The following is a 15251-nucleotide window of genomic DNA, read 5'->3' on the forward strand; positions in this document are numbered from 1 at the left end:
TCCAGGCGGTGAAGGTGCCTGCACCCGGTCAACCTATCGCCTATCCGCTCGGCGGTCTGCCTACAGAACGGCCAGGGGGTTGACGGGGCTTGCCGTGCCACCCTCGATGGTCAGCGGGGCCAACGTGAACAGGAAGTCGGTTGCGGCCAGCGTGTGCAGCTCCTCCAGCCAGAGCATCTCCAGCAGGTGGATGCCGTGGCGCCAGAGGAACAGCAGGTGCAGGTCCTCCTCCAGGGGCTCGGCGCAGCGGCCGTGGTCGTCCAGGGCCGCGATCGCGGCGTTGTCCATGGCGACCAGGGCCACGTCGCGCTCGGCCAGCCACAGGCCGGCCTCGTAGGACAGGCCGGGCTGCGGGTGGGCGTAGCGGGACGGGTCCGAGGCGTGCACCAGCGGCCAGCCGGTGCGGATGACCACCGCGTCGCCCGGGCGGACGTCCACGCCGCACGCTTCGAGCTGGTCGGGACCGATGCGGACACCGCCGTCCAGGTGCAGCACGCCTCCCTGCGCGGCCACGTCCAGGAAGACGCCTCGGGTGACCACGCCGCCCGTCTTGTCGATGCCGCAGCGCGTCGCGCCGTAGCTGCGGACCCGGGCCGCGTCGTGGCCGTTGTAGAGCTTGTCGCCCGTCCACATGTGACACAGTGCGTCGAGGTGCGTCGTGGTGCCGTGCGGGGAGACCACCAACGCGTCGTCGCAGACGCACAGGCCGGGGCCGATCGGGCGGGTGCCGGCCGCGTAGTCGCCGCCGTCCACCGACATGAAGTGCTGCGGCAGTGGGCGGCCCGGGAGGTGGGGCACGCCCAGGCGGGCCGGGCTCGACGTCGAGCCGCGGATCGGCAGGGCCAGGCTCACCACCCGGCCCTGGCGGACGCTGCCCAGCGCGGCCAGCACGACCTCCGGGGTCAGCAGGTTGAGCGTGCCGCGCTCGTCGTCGGCTCCCCACCGGTTCCAGTTGTGCGGCTCGATCACGACGGCTCCCCTCGGTGCAGTGCGGCTCGGAGCACGGACACGTACTCGGCCACCGCGGCTCGGCTGACCCGGGCCTTGGGCGCCACCGCGCCGAAGCCGTGCGGCACGCCCGGAGCGACGTGCAGCTCAACCGGGACGCCGTCGCGCTGCATGGCGAGGGCGTATGCGATCGCCTCGTCGCGCAGGCAGTCCAGGCCGGCAGCGAGGACGTACGCGGGGGCGACCCCGGACAGGTCCGTGGCCCGAAGCGGCGCGGCGTACACCGGTACCGGTGCGCCGTCCAGGCCGCGGAGATAGTGGGACCAGCAGGTCGCCGCGTCGAAACGGTTGAACACGGCGGCGTCGGCACCGGCCCGCATCGACGCCGTGCCGAGCCGGTCGTCCAGCAACGGCTGGCTCAGCAGCTGGAACACCACTGACGGGCCGCCCCGGTCGCGGGCCAGCAGGGCGAGCGCGGCGGCGAGCCCGCCACCGGCGCTGGCGCCCGCGACCGCGATTCGCGCAGGGTCGGCGCCCGGCAGGCCGCCATCGGCCAGCCAGGTGAGCACGGTGTAGCCGTCGTCGAGCGCGGCCGGGTAAGGGTGCTCGGGCGCGAGCCGGTAGTCGACGGCGACCACGATCGCGTCGGCGCCGGTCGCGAGCCGCGCGCAGAGCGGGTCGTCGTCGGCGGCCGAGCCGATGCAGAAGCCGCCGGCGTGGCACCAGACGACCACGGGCAGGTCGCCGCCGGCGCCGGCCGGCCGGTGGACGCGCACGCCGGGACCGACGTCAAGGACGGCCACCCCATCGCGAGCGGCCGGAGCCGGCCACCGCAACACAGCGGGATTCGTGAAGTCCAGCCGGCCGAAGGCGAGTGCCGCCGGAAGCACCTCCGGGTCCATCATCGGACGCCGTACCGGTCGGCGAACTCGGTCAGCTGGCGCACGGCGTCGCGCGAGCGCACGGCCGGGCGCACGATCAGGCGGTGCACGCCCAGGGCGGCGAAGCGCTCGATCTCCGCCGGCGGGGCCCCGAACGCGCTGACCGTGGTCTGGAACTCGGCCGGATCGCGCCCCGCCAACTCCAGCTGCTCGTGGAGCGCCTCGATCTGCGGCGTGGCGCTCTCCAACGTGTGCGGCATGCTGATCCAGCCGTCGCACAGCCGCACCGCCCGGCGCAGCGACGCAGCCCCCTCGCCGCCGGCGAGCAGCGGCGGGTGCGGCTGCGCGACCGGCTTCGGCGCGAACACCACATTGTCGAACGAGTAGAAGCGCCCGTGGTGGTCGACGACCGGCTCGGTCCAAAGCCGCTTGGCCACCTCGATCGCCTCGTCGAGGCGCTTGCCGCGGCTGCCGAACTCCAGCTCCACGGCCCGCCACTCGGCGGCGAGCCAGCCCGCGCCGACCCCGACCAGGGCCCGGCCGCCGGAGATCCAGTCCAGGGTACCGAACGCGCGGGCCGCGATGATCGGATGGCGCAGGCCGAAGAGGTAGACGTACGTGCCGAGCTTGATCCGGTGGGTCCGGGCGGCGATGGCGGCCAGGAACGTCGGCGCGTCGAACAGCGGGGTGTCCGGCGGCACGGGCGGGGCACCGTCGGCCGCGCCCGGGTACGCCGAGTCGGCCATGTCGGTGGTGAAGACGAGGTGCTCGGGGATCCAGACCGACTCGAAGCCGAGCTCGTCGGCGGCGACGGCGACGTCGCTCCAGACGGCGGGGTGCAGCAGACCGAGGTTGACGCCGAACCGCATGCGGTGATCCTACCAAACGCTTGGTTGGGCGTTGACCCCCAATTTCCCAGGTTTTAGGGTTGAGCCAATCAAGCGCTAGGTCAAGGAGGATCCGCCGTGCACCGGGGTATCTACCTGCTCGAAGAGGTCTATTTCCATCCCATGCACTCACAGCGCCCGTTGGACTATCTGAGCTGGCTGACCGGCTACAAGCGGGCCGACGAGGACCGCGCGATCGGGGACGCCGAGCTCACCAGCGGCCTGTCGGTCCGCTCCCACGACATCGACCTGGTCGGCGCGTTCTACGCCGTCGGCATCACCGGGCACGTGCAGTTCAAGGCAGTGACGCTGTGGGACTGCATCGGCGGCTGGGACGGCGGCTGGCGGCAGATGCTCGACATCTACGACAACGTCGACCCGCGGCTGTTCCTGTCGAACATCGACGGCATGCGCCACCACGCGTACTCCCGGCCGATGGGCGGGGTGCCCGGCACCCCGGACCTGCAGGCGCTGCGCACCGAGGGGTACACGGCGCCGTTCTTCCTCTACGACGTGGCGACCGTGCGCCCGGGCGCGGCCCTGGACTACCTCGCCGCGGTCCGTGAGCAGCGGGCCCCGATCCTGGCCGACTACAACCACCGCCTGGTCGGCCTCTACGAGGTGCTGCTCAGCGACTCCGAGGTCGTCACGTTCTGGGGCACGGACATGGACTCACATTTAGCGGTACAGCGGGCATACGACGCGACGCTCGGCCTCGACGACGGGGTGCCGGGCGACGAGCGGCTCCTGACGTGGCGGCGCACGGCCCGGAAGTTCCTCACCGGGCCGTGGCAGGAGGGGCTGCTGGCGCCCTTCCCCGGCTCGCGGTTGTCGAACCAGCCGCCCCGCTGAGCGAGAACGCCGACGTTGGTCGATCTACCACCGTAGATCGACCAACGTCTGTCAAGCAGCGACCGGGCGACGGCCGCCGAGTGCCACGGTCACGGCGTCCGCGGCCAGCAGCATCCGGTCGCGGTACCGGTACACGTCGTCGAGGGCCGACTCGTGCGGCAGCCGGTAGATGCTCAGCAGCAGTACCACGTCGCCGGCCGGCCCGAAGACCGGCACGTTGACGTTGCGCACCTGGTAGGCCGCCCGGGCACCGAGGTCCTCGGGCTCGTACTCCCCGCCGAGCCGGTCGACGACCCGCCGCACGTGCTGCCACTCCCGCTCCCGCGGCCCCCGCAGCGGCAGCAGGGCCAGCGCCACCTCGAGCTCCCGGTGCGACGCGCTGCCCAGGCCGAGCGACCAGCCGCGCTCCTGCACCCGGGCGAGCACCTCGCGGTGGCGCCGCACGTCGTCCGGCGCGGCGCCGGGCCCGAGCCGGGCCAGCCACTCGGCCACCGCGGCCTCACCGGCCCAGGCGACGAACGGCCCACCGAGCGGCGGGACGAACGGGATCCGCTGGCCGACCCGGGTCGGCACCGAACGGCCGTTCGGTCGCCCCGTGCAGGCCAGGATCGCCAGCTCGCCGCCGACCAGCGCGGTGGCCAGGCACTCCACCCCGAGGTCGGCGGCGACCTCCTCCATCGTGGGCCGGGCCAGGTCGACCTGCCACAGCAGCTCGGCCAGGTCGGGCTCGGCGGGCGCGGTCAGCGACATCGGGGCGAACCGTCCGTAGCCGCCCTGGAAGAACACCAGCGGCAGCGAGGGCCGCGCGACGTCGAGCCCGCACACGCGCCCCACGGCGATGTAGTGGTCGCCGGCCTCGTGCAGCACGTCCAGCTCGCAGTCGATCCAGGCGACGGCGCCGTCGAGGACGGGGGCGCCGGACGGCAGCCGCCGCCAGGCGATCCCGGCGAACTTGTCGGCGCCCTTGGCGGCCATCGCCCGGCAGACGTGCTCCTGGTCGGCAGCGAGCACGTTGACGCAGAAGGCGCCGGCGTCGCGGATCTTCGGGAACGTCGTGGAGCTCTTGTCCGGGAAGAACGCGACCAGCGGCGGATCGAGGGACACCGAGGTGAACGAGCCGACCGCCATGCCGACCGGCACGCCGTCGTCGCCACACGCCGTGATGACGGTGACCCCCGTCGGGTAGTGCCCCAGCACCTGCCGGAACTGTTTCGGGTCGAACGTTGACATGTGCTCACTGTATTAAACAAGCGATTGCTTGACTAGGAGTCGGCGGAAGGCCGTTGAACCGCCTCCCGCCGCAGGCAGAGCACGTCGAGTGTGCCCGTCACGGCCGTCAAGCCCCGCTCGACCACCTCGATCGCATAGTCAAACGCGACGCGCCCCGTGCCGGGCCGCCGCGACGGCGTCAGGGTGCGCACCGTGAGGCGCACCCGCAGCGTGTCGCCGACCACCACGGCAGCCGCGAACGTGATCGTCTGGCCGAGCATCGCCTGGCCCGTCCCGGCGAAGATGCCGAGGCGTTCCTGCAGGCCGGAGGCGATCGCGACGGCCAGCAGGCCCTGCGGTACCACCGTGCCGAACGGACTGTGCTCGCGCGCGAAGGCGCTGTCGACGTGGATCGGATTGAAGTCCCCGGTGAACATCGACCAGAACGTGAGGTCGGTCTGGGTCACCGTACGGCCCTGCGTGAAGAACTCCTCGTCAACGGTGAAGTCCTCGAAGAACCGGGCCGCCGGCCCGACTGGCGTCTGCATCGCTCCAGCGTCGCCGGATCCCGGTGATCAAACAAGCGCTTGACCAAGAGGGTGCCCGCTGATAGGAACGAGGCGGCCCCTTGTGTCCCCGCCGCCCCAGGAGACCGCCATGCCGCGTAGGTCCGTTCTTTCCGCCGCGACCGTCCTCACCGCCCTGCTGTTGTCCTCGGCCTGCAACGGCGGTGGCGGCACCCCCGTCGCCGAGTCAACCGTCGCGGGCAGCCCGTGCGGCACCGGGGGCAAGTCTGACCCGGCCAACCGCGACGCGAAGCGCCCGGTCGCCCGCTGCGACAAGGGCCTGCCCGGCCCCCGGCCGCTGCCGCAGACAGCCAAGCTGCGCTTCGCCACCGCAGTCAAGGCCGAGTTCATCGCGCCGCTGCTGCTCGCCCAGAGCAAGGGCGAGTTCCAGAAGGAGAACCTCGACGTCGAGATCGTCGTGCTGCCGTTCGCCGACGCGGTGCCGCAGGTGCTGTCCGGCAACCTCGACGGCACCACCGGCTCGCTCGAAGCCGGCTTCTTCAACGCCGTGAACAAGGACATCGACCTCACCTGGGTCGCCGGGAACTTCTACCCGCCCGACGCGGCCGACCCGGCGAAGGCGCAGACCGGGCTGTGGGCCCGCAAGAGCCTGTTCACCGACCCGGCCAAGCCCGACCTCGCCCAGCTCAAGGGCAAGAAGCTGGCCAGCAACGTCGGCTTCACCAGCTCCACGACGTACCCGATGGCCGAGGCCTTCAAGAGCAGCGGCATCTCGGTCAACGACGTCGAGATCGTGAAGATCCCCAGCGCCGACCAGGTGACCGCGCTGAAGAACGGCGCCGCCGACATGGCCTGGCTCGTCGACCCGTACTGGCTGCCGATCGCCAACGACAGCAACTACGTCCTCGTCGCCACCCAGCCGGCCGGCGAGCCGCTCGGCGGGTTCTTCTTCGGCCCGGCCCTCGCCAAGGAGAAACGGGCCGCCGGCGTCGCGTTCGTGCGGGCCCTGGCTCGGACCATCAACACGTACCTGGCCGGCGACTACCAGAGCGACCCCGCCGCCGTCCAGGCCATCGCCGAGGCGACCGGCGCCACCCCGGAGGCGATCAAGGGCACGCCGTCGCTGGTCTTCGACTGGGAGATCCGGGCCGGCACCACCCAGCGCGAGCAGGACTGGTTCCTCCAGCTCGGCCGGGTCGACTACAAGACGGCGATCGCCGAGTCCGAGCTGGTCGACCGCTCGTTCTACACCGACGCGGTCGAGGGACGCTGACATGCGAACCGGAACCGCCGCCATCCTGGCCGAGGGCGTCCGGCGCGACTTCGGCGCCGTCTCCGGCCTCGGCCCGCTCGACCTCACGATCGACGACGGCGAGTTCGTCTGCGTCGTCGGCCCCTCCGGCTGCGGCAAGTCCACGTTCCTGCGCATCGTCGCCGGGATCCTGCGGCCCACCGCCGGCGAGGTCACCATCGCCACCCGGGGCGACGGCAAGGTACCGCTGTCGATGGTCTTCCAGGACCACGGCATCTACCCCTGGAAGACCGTCGAGCAGAACGTCCGCTTCGCCCTGGAGGTCAACGGGTTCGGCCGGGCGGAGGCCCGCCGCCGCACCGACCACTGGCTCGGCCAGCTCGGCCTCGCCGAGTTCCGCACGGCGTACCCCAGCACCCTCTCCGGCGGCATGCGCCAGCGGGTCGGCATCGCCCGGGCGTTCGCGCTCGACCCGGAGATCCTGCTCATGGACGAGCCGTTCGCGGCGCTCGACGCCCAGCTGCGCCAGGTGCTCCAGGAGGAGCTGCTCGGGCTGTGGCAGCGGGACCGGCGCACGGTGGTGTTCGTGACGCACAGCCTGGAGGAGGCGATCCTGCTCGGCGACCGGGTCGTGGTGATGAGCGCCCGGCCCGGCCGGGTGGTGCGCTCGACGGAGGTGCCGTTCGAGCGGCCCCGGGCCGCCGCGGTCCGCGACTCGGCCGCGTTCGCCGACCTGAAGGCGCAGCTGTGGGACTGCCTGCGGCACGAGGTCGACGCCTACCTGGCGACTGTGACCGGAGGTACCGATGCCTAGCCAGACCCTGACCCGGGCCGAGACCCGCCGGATCCTGCGGGCGCCGGGCCGCCACGAGCTCGCCCCGGAGCGCTGGGCCCGCCTGCTGCGGCTGCGCGACCTGGCGCTCGGCGCCGGCGTGCCGCTGCTGCTCGCCGTGCTGTGGCAGGTCGCCTGCGACGCCGGCTGGATCGACCGGCGGCTCTACCCGTCGCCGGTCGACATCGGCCGCTCGGCCTGGGACATGTGGCAGCGCGACTCGCTGTGGCCGGACCTGCTGGCCAGCCTGCGCCGCACCGGGCTCGGCTACGTCATCGGGTCGGCCGCCGGCGCGCTCTTCGGGGTGGCGATGGGGCTGTGGCGGCCGATCCGCGCAGCGCTCGACCCGCTGCTCAACGCGCTGTACACGGTACCGAAGCTGGCCCTGCTGCCGGTGTTCCTCACCGTCTTCGGCTTCGGCGAGCTGCCGGTCGTGGCCCTGATCGCGGTCACCGTCTTCTTCTTCATCTGGATCTCCACCATGTCGGCCATGGTCGCGGTGCCGGCGGGCTACCGGGAGGCGGGCGTCACGCTCAACCTGTCGACCTGGCAGATGTTCCGGCACGTGATGCTGCCGGCCGCCCTGCCGGAGATCTTCGTGGGCCTGCGGATCGCGGCCGGCGTGTCGGTGCTCATCCTGGTCGGCGTCGAGTTCGTCCTCGGCGGCAACGGCCTCGGCCACGTCATCGAGCAGGGCCGCGCGACGCTCGTGCTCGGCCAGACGTACGTCGGCATCGTCGTGGTCGCCCTCGTCGGTCTGGTGTTCTCCATGGTGGTCCAGCTCATCGGCCGGCTGCTGATGCCCTGGAACCGCTCCGGCTCGGTCATCCGGCAGCTGTGATGACGCCCCCGGCCCCTGTCGTCAGCGACCTGGCCGCGCCCTACTGGGCGGCGGCACAGGAGCGCCGGCTCGCGCTGCAGCGCTGCGACCGCTGCGACCGCTGGCACCACTTCCCGATCGACCGGTGCCCCTCGTGCGGTCTGTCCGATTCGCTCGTCTGGCGGGAGGTGAGCGGCGCCGGCACCGTGTACACGTTCAGCGTCGTGCACAAGGCCGCCGCGCCCGGCTTCGCCGAGGCCACCCCGTACGTGATCGCCTGGATCGACCTCGCGGAAGGCGCCCGGGCGTTCGGCAACGTCCTGGCCTGCGACCCGAACGACGTGCACATCGGCATGCCGGTCCGGGTGGTCTTCGAAGAGCGCGAAGGATTCGGGCTTGTTCCGAACTTTGGAGTCGCCGCATGAGTTTCCTTCGTCCCAACGGCATCGCCGTCGTCGGCGCATCGGAGGGTTCGGTCTGGACCCGGTCGCTGCTGCACAACCTCGACACCGTCGGGGGCGGCCCGGTCCATCTGGTCAACCCGAAGGGCGGCTGGCAGTTCGGCCGCCCGGTGGCCCGCAGCCTGACCGAGCTCTCCGATGTGGACACCGCGTTCGTGGTGCTGAACGCCCAGCGGGTGCTGCCGGCGCTGCGCGAGGCGACCGGCATCGGCGTGCGCAACGCGGTCGTGCTCGCCTCCGGGTTCGCCGAGGCCGGCACCGACGGGCAGCAGCGGCAGGCCGAGCTCGCCGCGCTGGCCGCGGAGACGGGCCTGCGCGTGCTCGGCCCCAACAGCCTCGGGCTGCTCAACCTGTGCGACGGCGTCGGGATGCTCGCCTCCGGGCTGGAGCTGCCGGCGGTGGGCACGGTCGCCGTCGTCAGCCAGAGCGGCGGGCTGTCGCGTGCGATACTGCGGCTGGCCAACGCCCACGGGGTCGGCATCAGCCACGTGGTCACCACCGGCAACGAGAGCGTCGTCGACTGCGCCGACGTCATCGACGCGCTGCTCGACGACGGCCGCAGCCGGTGCATCGCCGTGTTCGCCGAGTCGGTGCGCCGGCCCCGGGCCTTCCTCGACGCCGCCACCCGCGCCCTGGCCGCCGGCGTGCCCGTCGTGCTGCTCAAGGTCGGGCGCACCGACGCCGGCCAGCGGGTGAGCGCCGCCCACACCGGCGGGCTGGCCAACGACCACGCGATCCTGGCCGGGCTGCTGCGCCAGCACGGAGTCGTCGAGGTCGACTCGCTCGAGGACCTCGTCATCGTCGCCGGGCTCCTCGCCCGGACCGGCCGGCTGCCCGGACCGCGGGTCGCGGTGCTCTCCCCCTCCGGCGGCCGCTGCACGCTCATCGCCGACGAGGCGCACGCCGCCGGGCTCGACCTGCCGGCACTGCGGCCGGCGACCCGCGCGCGGATCGACGAGGTGCTCCAGACCGAGGTGGCCGTCTCGAACCCGCTCGACGTCACCGGCGCGTTCGTCACCGACCCGACGGTGTTCCGCCGGCTGCTCGACGCCCTGGCTGCCGACGGCGGGCTCGACCTCGTCGTCGTCGCGCTCGACCTGCCCGACCCAGGCACTCCGGCGGCGCGGGTGCTGGAGCGGCTCTTCGCGGACCTGAGCGAGGTGTCCTCGTCGGGGCCGCTGCCGGTACTGCTGCTGGAAACGGCCTATGCCGAGCTGAATCCGGGCCGCTCCGCGCTGTTGCTGGAGCTCGGCGTCGAGTGGAGCCTGCCGGGCGTCCACCACGGCCTGCACGCGCTTGCGCGGGCCCTGTGGTGGTCACAGGTGACGGTTCCCTCTTTGGTCGACTCGCCTCCCGCAGCCTCCATTCCCGACTCGATGTCCGAGCACGTCGCCCGGGAGGTGCTGGGGCGCTTCGGCGTGCCGCTCGTCCCCGCGGCCCTGGCGACGACCGCCGACGACGCGGTAGCCGCCGCCTTCCGCCTCGGCTTCCCCGTCGCGGTCAAGGTGAGCAGCCCCTCGCTGGCCCACAAGTCCGACATCGGCGGGGTGGTCCTCGACGTGCGCGACGCCTCGGCCGTCGCGGCCGCCTTCACGCGGGTCGTCTCCGTCGCCGGGGATGTCGACGGCGTCCTGGTCTCCCCCATGCGTACCGAAGGGGTCGAGCTCATCGTGGGGGTCCTCGACCATCCGCAGTGGGGTCCGCTCCTCGCAGTCGGCCTGGGCGGGGTGCTGGCCGAGGCGCTGCGCGACACGGTGTGGCGCGGCCTGCCGGTGTCCGACGACGAGATCGGCCGCATGCTCGGCGAGCTCCGCGGCGGCGCGCTGCTCGACGGCGTGCGCGGGATACCGCCCGCCGACCGGGAACGGCTGGTCGCCGCGATCGCCGCGATGGCCCGGGCCGGCGGCGGGCTGCGCGGGCAGTACCAGGCCTTGGAGGTCAACCCGCTCTACGTCCGCGGCGATGTCGTCGAGGCCCTCGACGCGCTCATCGTGCGGGACGCGGCATGACCCGGGCCGTTGTCGCCGGCATCGGGGCGACGCCGCTGTACCGCGCGTCCGACCGGACCGTGCTGGACATGGCCCTCGAAGCGGTCCGCGCCGCCGTCGCCGACGCCGGCCTCGAGGTGCCCGAGGTGGACGGCGTGCTGACGTACGGGCTGAACGACACCATCGCCGTGCAGTACCTCATCGAGGGCCTCGGCCTGCCGAGCGTCCGCTGGCACAACGACATCGCCGGCGGCGGCTCGCAGAGCGCGTCGATCCTCGGCGACGCGGCCCGCGCCATCGAGGCCGGCGCCGCCCGCACGGTCGTGGTGTTCCGGTCGCTCAACGGGCGCACCGGCAAGCGGCTCGGGCAGAGCGCGCTGCGGGTCGGCGCCGGCGCCGAGGAGGAGTTCGTCGCGCCGTACGGCATGCGGGGCCCGGTCCACCTGTTCGCGATGGTGGCGCGCCGCTTCCTCTACGAGCACGGGCTGGACGAGCAGGACACGGCGGCAGTGGTACTGCGGTCGCGCGCGAACGCGGCCCTGAACGAACGCGCGACGAGGCGCGACCCGATGACGCTGGACGAGTACCTGGCGAGCCCGTTCGTGGCGTCCCCGCTGCGGCTGGTCGACTGCTGCCAGGAGAACGACGGCGCCGCCGCGCTGGTCGTGACGTCAATCGATCGCGCCCGCTCCTGCGGCCACGCCCCGGTCCTGATCCGCGCCGCCGAACGGGCCGGCGGCCCCGGCTCGTCGAACATCGCCCGCGCGGCGGACGGCGCCCGCCTCTTCTCCCACTACGTGGCGCCTCAGGTCTACGCCGCGGCTCAGGTGCGACCGTCCGATGTGGACGTGTCGCTGCTGTACGACGCCTACGCGCCGCTCCAGCTCCAGCAGATGGAGGACTTCGGCCTGTGCGCTCCGGGCGAGTCCGGCGAGCTGGTGCGGTCGGGTGAGACGGCCCCGGCGGGCGCGGTACCGGTGAACCCGCACGGCGGCCTGCTGTCGGAGGGCTCCCTGCACGGCTTCAACAACGTCCTGGAAGCGGTGCGCCAGCTGCGCGGCGAGGCCCCGGCGAACCAGGTCCCAGGCGCGCGCACGGCGCTGGTCGCGGGCTTCGGCGGCAGCTACGGCAGTGCCGCCGTCCTGCAGACCGCGTAGGCCGTCAGCCCCGCAGGCCGTCCAGGAGCAGGGCCAGGAACTGCCCGGCGAGCTCCGTCGCCGGGCAGGACCAGCGGGCGGCGGCGCAGACGCCGTCGCGGACGAAGCGGTACGTCAGGCGCCCGTCGATGTCTGGGCGCAGCTCGCCGCTCGTCTTGCCGCGCTCGATCACCGCCGACCAGATGTGCTCGATCTCGGCCTCGCGCTCGACCAAGTGGGCGAACCGGGGCAGCCGGTCCAGGTGGTGGCGCTCGCTGTGCAGGACCAGGCCCGCCGCGCGGTGCCGGTCGAGCGCGCCGAAGGCGCCCGCGACCAGGCGGGCCAGCGTCGACTGGGCGTCGCCGCCCTCCGCGACGACTCCGCGGTACACGAGGATCAGCTCATCGAGATAGCTCGACAGTATCTCGTCGATGAGCGTCTCTTTGGAGTCGAAGTAGTGGTACAGGCTGCCGGAGAGGACACCCGACGCGTCGGCGATGTCGCGGACTGTCGTGGCCCGGTAGCCGCGCTCGGCGAAGAGGTCGCGGGCCACCGCCAGCACGACCTCGCGGCGCGCGTGGTACGTCGCCTTCTCGCGGTTGCGCATCTCACGACATCGTCATGCCACCGCTGGCGCTGAAGACCTGCCCGGTGAGATAGCCCGCGCGCGGCGTGCACAGGAAGGCGACCAGGCCGGACACGTCCTCGGGTGCGCCGATGCGGCGCTGCGGTACCAGGCGGACCATCGTCTCCAGCAGTGCCGGCTTCTCCTTCGCCACCGAGCGCAGCAGCGGGGTGTCGACCATGCCGGGGCACACGACGTTGGAGGTCACGCCGAACCGGGCGGTCTCCCGCGCGAGGGACTTGGCCAGGCCGAGCAGGCCGGCCTTGACGCTGGAGTACACCACCTCGCCGCCGGCGCCGACCCGCGCGCTGTCGGACGAGATGAACACCGCGCGGCCCCAGTTCCGCTCCACCATGGCCGGCACGAGCAGGCGGCTGAGCAGCATCGGCCCGCGCAGGTTGATCCGCCAGAGGCGGTCCCACTGGGCGTGGTCGCTCTCGGCGAACCGCTCGACCCTGGTCACGCCGCCGTTGTTGACGAGGATGTCGACTTGGCCGACGTCCCCGACGCAGCGTTCGATCGACGCGGCGTCGTCGAGGTCGACCCCGACGGCGGCCGCGTCGGGCAGCCGGGCGGCGAGCTCCTTCGCACCGTCGACGTCGATGTCGGCGACGACCACGCGTGCGCCGCATTCGGCCAGGTCACGGCAGATGGCCGCGCCGATCCCCCCGGCACCTCCGGTGACGAGCGCCGTCCGGCCGGCAAGTGACAACCCATGCATGGACGTATCTTAGGTTGAACCAAACGCTTGTTCAAGAGTGATGGTCATCTCGGCCCGTTTCACGCCTTTAGACTCGAACGGGGCGTCAGCGCGTCGAACCTCACCTCCGCCCGGTCCCGCCGCGCGGCGAGGTCCCACGCGGCATCGGCGATCACGGCCGAATCGAGCGTCGGGTAGCCGTCGCCCGCGTGCCGGTGGATGTCGGCGCCCGCGATGAGGCCGCCGATGACGAGCGCGCCGGCGTACTGTGCCCATCCTCGGTGGGATCGTCATGCAGATTATCGGCTGGGCGATGGCGACGCTTCTATCGCCAGCTTCACCGGCGTCATCCGACTATCTGAGCTGACGGCCGGGCCCAGTAGCGCCAGCCTCGTCAACCGCCACCAACACCTCACATGGTCCGACTAACCCACGACGAGGTGTGTGGTGGCGGACCATCGGATGGCTTCCGGGTCTACCGCGCGGCGGGCGAAGGGCTGGCCCGGCCGGAGTGAATACGGACATGCCGCTTGACCTGCCAGGACGGCATTTCCGGCACCTACAGTATCGAGGGCATCGGTGGCGCGCCTGTCGTGCCTCCTGGAGTCAGGCGGGTTCGTAGACGAGGTGGAGCACGCCGGTGTCGAAGGCGGTGGACCGGATCAGGTTCAACGGCCGGTGCTTGCCGCCGTTGTCGAATAGGCGCGCGCCGTGACCCACCACCAGCGGGTGTACGAGCAGCTCCAACTCGTCGAGCAGATCGTGGTCCAGCAGCGAACGTACCAGGGTGGCGCTGCCGCTGACGGTGATGTGCCTGTCGGGGGCGCTCCTAACCGCCGCGAGCTGTCCGATGTCGCGGATCAGGGTCGAGTTCTGCCACTCGACGGTGTTCAAGGTGGTGGAAACGACCAGCTTCGGCAGGCTGTTGAGCCGTTTCGCGAACAGCACATCGTTGCCCTGGTGAGGCCAGTGACCGGCGAACACCTCGTAGGTCGCACGCCCGAGCAGCAGCGTGTCCGCCTGGTGTAGTTGCGCGGCGACCACCGACTCCATGGCGGTGTCATAGTAGGGAAAGTGCCATTGCTCGGGCGACTCGACGACGCCGTCCACGGATATGAAGCACTGAGCGACGATCTTGGTCAAGACAGCTCCTCGGAGATGATGGGTGCGGATAGTGCCGATGCCCGCGACAGCGGCGTTGGCGGGCGGGCGCCGATGCTCCGTCGACCGGCGCCCGCCCGGACGGCTACGCGCCGAAGAACTCGGCGAGTGCGGGTGCGATGGCGGCCGCGTCCACGTTGTGCGGCTGGCCGGGCAAGGTGCGGCGGTGCGCGTTCGGCAGGGCCGCCGCGAGGGCCGCGGCGGTGCTGCTGAGCCACGGCGTGGTGCCACCGTCGACGACGAGGGTCGGCATCGTGACGGCGGCCAGCTGATCGATCGGCAGGGAGAAGTCACCGGTGACGGTCGCGTCGTAGACGAGTGTGTGCGCGGTCTTCTCCATCGCCGGCCAGAACGGCGACTGCCGCATCGGGGCGACGAATTCGACAGGAAGGTTGACGGCCTTGACGAAGAACAGCTCAAGCATGTCGCCGCGGCGTCCCTCGGACAACAGCTCGATCAGTTGCTCGCGGTAGTCGGCGGGCACGGCCGGGCGGCTGTCGTCGACGATGTAGGGGGTCTCCCACACGGCCAGTCTGGTGATGGAGAGGCCGTGCGCGGCCGCCCTCAGGGCCAGGATCCCGCCGCCGGAAGTGCCGTAGACGTGTGCGGATCCGCCGGCCTCGGCGATGATCGCGCCCAGGTCCTCGTACTCGCGGACGACGGCATACGGAGCCGTGTCCGCGCTGTCACCACGGCCACGCCGGTCGTAGTTGTAGACGGTGAAGAACGGTGCGAGCGCATCGACCACCGATGCGTTGCTCGATCGGTCGGTCGGCCCGCCGCCGACCAGGATGACCGCCGGACCCGCACCGGCCCGGTCGTACGCGATGGCGGTGCCGTCGCGGGAGATCACGGTGTTCAAGGTGAATCGCCTCCTCAGCAAGTTGTCGAACTCGGCAAGCAGCATCCGCCGACGACGGGCGTCCCGGCATCCGTGCAACCACGGAGCCGACCACCGAGTCCGTCACGGAG

At 72.1% G+C, this 15251-nt stretch carries 16 protein-coding genes; 7 read left to right on the top strand and 9 right to left on the bottom strand.

Features of this window, described 5'->3' with window-relative positions:
• Positions 1–60: 60 nt before the first annotated feature.
• From OHA72_RS47200 to OHA72_RS47210, 3 genes are all read right to left on the bottom strand, one after another.
• Positions 61–969, bottom strand: coding sequence for a cyclase family protein (locus OHA72_RS47200; RefSeq protein ID WP_327002639.1), 909 nt, complete (start codon positions 967–969; stop codon positions 61–63).
• A complete protein-coding gene (locus OHA72_RS47205; RefSeq protein WP_327002640.1) occupies positions 966–1724 on the bottom strand; it encodes an alpha/beta hydrolase in 759 nt (252 codons plus the stop codon). The genes OHA72_RS47200 and OHA72_RS47205 overlap by 4 nt, the downstream gene beginning before the upstream one ends.
• 125 nt (positions 1725–1849) lie before the next feature.
• Positions 1850–2698: a TIGR03619 family F420-dependent LLM class oxidoreductase gene (locus OHA72_RS47210; RefSeq protein WP_327002641.1), complete on the bottom strand. Its 849-nt coding sequence runs from the start codon at positions 2696–2698 to the stop codon at positions 1850–1852.
• Between the two features lie 96 nt (positions 2699–2794).
• On the opposite strand from OHA72_RS47210, the gene OHA72_RS47215 reads away from it, so the two are divergent.
• Positions 2795–3568 carry a hypothetical protein gene (locus OHA72_RS47215; protein WP_327002642.1) on the top strand — a complete coding sequence of 258 codons (774 nt, stop codon included), beginning with the start codon at positions 2795–2797 and terminating at the stop codon, positions 3566–3568.
• Positions 3569–3619: 51 nt separating this feature from the next.
• Here the strand turns inward: OHA72_RS47215 and OHA72_RS47220 are convergent, their stop codons facing one another.
• Together OHA72_RS47220 and OHA72_RS47225 are read right to left on the bottom strand one after the other, a co-directional pair.
• Positions 3620–4798, bottom strand: coding sequence for a flavin reductase (locus tag OHA72_RS47220; protein ID WP_327002643.1), 1179 nt, complete (start codon positions 4796–4798; stop codon positions 3620–3622).
• Positions 4799–4830: 32 nt separating this feature from the next.
• Positions 4831–5244, bottom strand: coding sequence for a MaoC/PaaZ C-terminal domain-containing protein (locus OHA72_RS47225; RefSeq protein ID WP_327002644.1), 414 nt, complete (start codon positions 5242–5244; stop codon positions 4831–4833).
• Positions 5245–5434: 190 nt separating this feature from the next.
• On the opposite strand from OHA72_RS47225, the gene OHA72_RS47230 reads away from it, so the two are divergent.
• Genes OHA72_RS47230 through OHA72_RS47255 form a run of 6 tightly spaced genes read left to right on the top strand, consistent with a single transcriptional unit; the run spans position 5435 to position 11814 of the window.
• Positions 5435–6577, top strand: a complete 1143-nt coding sequence (locus tag OHA72_RS47230; protein ID WP_327002645.1) for an ABC transporter substrate-binding protein — start codon at positions 5435–5437, stop codon at positions 6575–6577.
• Between the two features lies 1 nt (position 6578).
• Positions 6579–7370, top strand: a complete 792-nt coding sequence (locus tag OHA72_RS47235; protein ID WP_327002646.1) for an ABC transporter ATP-binding protein — start codon at positions 6579–6581, stop codon at positions 7368–7370.
• Positions 7363–8229, top strand: coding sequence for an ABC transporter permease (locus tag OHA72_RS47240; RefSeq protein WP_327002647.1), 867 nt, complete (start codon positions 7363–7365; stop codon positions 8227–8229). Before OHA72_RS47235 ends, OHA72_RS47240 begins: the two co-directional genes overlap by 8 nt.
• Positions 8229–8633, top strand: a complete 405-nt coding sequence (locus OHA72_RS47245) for a Zn-ribbon domain-containing OB-fold protein (RefSeq protein ID WP_327002648.1) — start codon at positions 8229–8231, stop codon at positions 8631–8633. The genes OHA72_RS47240 and OHA72_RS47245 overlap by 1 nt, the downstream gene beginning before the upstream one ends.
• Positions 8630–10678 (top strand): acetate--CoA ligase family protein, encoded by a 2049-nt coding sequence (locus tag OHA72_RS47250; RefSeq protein ID WP_327002649.1) that lies wholly within the window; start codon positions 8630–8632, stop codon positions 10676–10678. The genes OHA72_RS47245 and OHA72_RS47250 overlap by 4 nt, the downstream gene beginning before the upstream one ends.
• Positions 10675–11814 (top strand): thiolase C-terminal domain-containing protein, encoded by a 1140-nt coding sequence (locus OHA72_RS47255; RefSeq protein WP_327002650.1) that lies wholly within the window; start codon positions 10675–10677, stop codon positions 11812–11814. The genes OHA72_RS47250 and OHA72_RS47255 overlap by 4 nt, the downstream gene beginning before the upstream one ends.
• A 4-nt stretch (positions 11815–11818) precedes the next feature.
• Here OHA72_RS47255 and OHA72_RS47260 read toward each other — a convergent pair whose 3' ends face one another.
• The 4 genes from OHA72_RS47260 to OHA72_RS47275 all read right to left on the bottom strand — a co-directional run bounded on the left by OHA72_RS47260 (position 11819) and on the right by OHA72_RS47275 (position 15132).
• Positions 11819–12400, bottom strand: coding sequence for a TetR/AcrR family transcriptional regulator (locus OHA72_RS47260; protein ID WP_327002651.1), 582 nt, complete (start codon positions 12398–12400; stop codon positions 11819–11821).
• Position 12401: 1 nt separating this feature from the next.
• Positions 12402–13139, bottom strand: a complete 738-nt coding sequence (locus tag OHA72_RS47265) for an SDR family NAD(P)-dependent oxidoreductase (RefSeq protein ID WP_327002652.1) — start codon at positions 13137–13139, stop codon at positions 12402–12404.
• Positions 13140–13724: 585 nt separating this feature from the next.
• Positions 13725–14261: a dihydrofolate reductase family protein gene (locus OHA72_RS47270; protein ID WP_327002653.1), complete on the bottom strand. Its 537-nt coding sequence runs from the start codon at positions 14259–14261 to the stop codon at positions 13725–13727.
• 103 nt (positions 14262–14364) lie between these two features.
• Complete coding sequence (locus OHA72_RS47275; RefSeq protein ID WP_327011797.1) at positions 14365–15132, bottom strand: alpha/beta fold hydrolase; 768 nt, start codon at positions 15130–15132, stop codon at positions 14365–14367.
• Between the last annotated feature and the right edge of the window lie 119 nt (positions 15133–15251).

Origin of the sequence: Dactylosporangium sp. NBC_01737, assembly GCF_035963215.1 — a bacterium.
Classification (GTDB): Bacteria; Actinomycetota; Actinomycetes; order Mycobacteriales; family Micromonosporaceae; genus Dactylosporangium.

Coding starts and splice junctions, on each gene's coding strand:
- OHA72_RS47210 (WP_327002641.1), bottom strand. CDS start 2,698: ATGCGGTTCGGCGTCAACCTCGGTCTGCTGCACCCCGCCGTCTGGAGC.
- OHA72_RS47220 (WP_327002643.1), bottom strand. CDS start 4,798: ATGTCAACGTTCGACCCGAAACAGTTCCGGCAGGTGCTGGGGCACTAC.
- OHA72_RS47230 (WP_327002645.1), top strand. CDS start 5,435: ATGCCGCGTAGGTCCGTTCTTTCCGCCGCGACCGTCCTCACCGCCCTG.
- OHA72_RS47235 (WP_327002646.1), top strand. CDS start 6,579: ATGCGAACCGGAACCGCCGCCATCCTGGCCGAGGGCGTCCGGCGCGAC.
- OHA72_RS47240 (WP_327002647.1), top strand. CDS start 7,363: ATGCCTAGCCAGACCCTGACCCGGGCCGAGACCCGCCGGATCCTGCGG.
- OHA72_RS47245 (WP_327002648.1), top strand. CDS start 8,229: ATGACGCCCCCGGCCCCTGTCGTCAGCGACCTGGCCGCGCCCTACTGG.
- OHA72_RS47250 (WP_327002649.1), top strand. CDS start 8,630: ATGAGTTTCCTTCGTCCCAACGGCATCGCCGTCGTCGGCGCATCGGAG.
- OHA72_RS47255 (WP_327002650.1), top strand. CDS start 10,675: ATGACCCGGGCCGTTGTCGCCGGCATCGGGGCGACGCCGCTGTACCGC.
- OHA72_RS47260 (WP_327002651.1), bottom strand. CDS start 12,400: ATGCGCAACCGCGAGAAGGCGACGTACCACGCGCGCCGCGAGGTCGTG.
- OHA72_RS47265 (WP_327002652.1), bottom strand. CDS start 13,139: ATGCATGGGTTGTCACTTGCCGGCCGGACGGCGCTCGTCACCGGAGGT.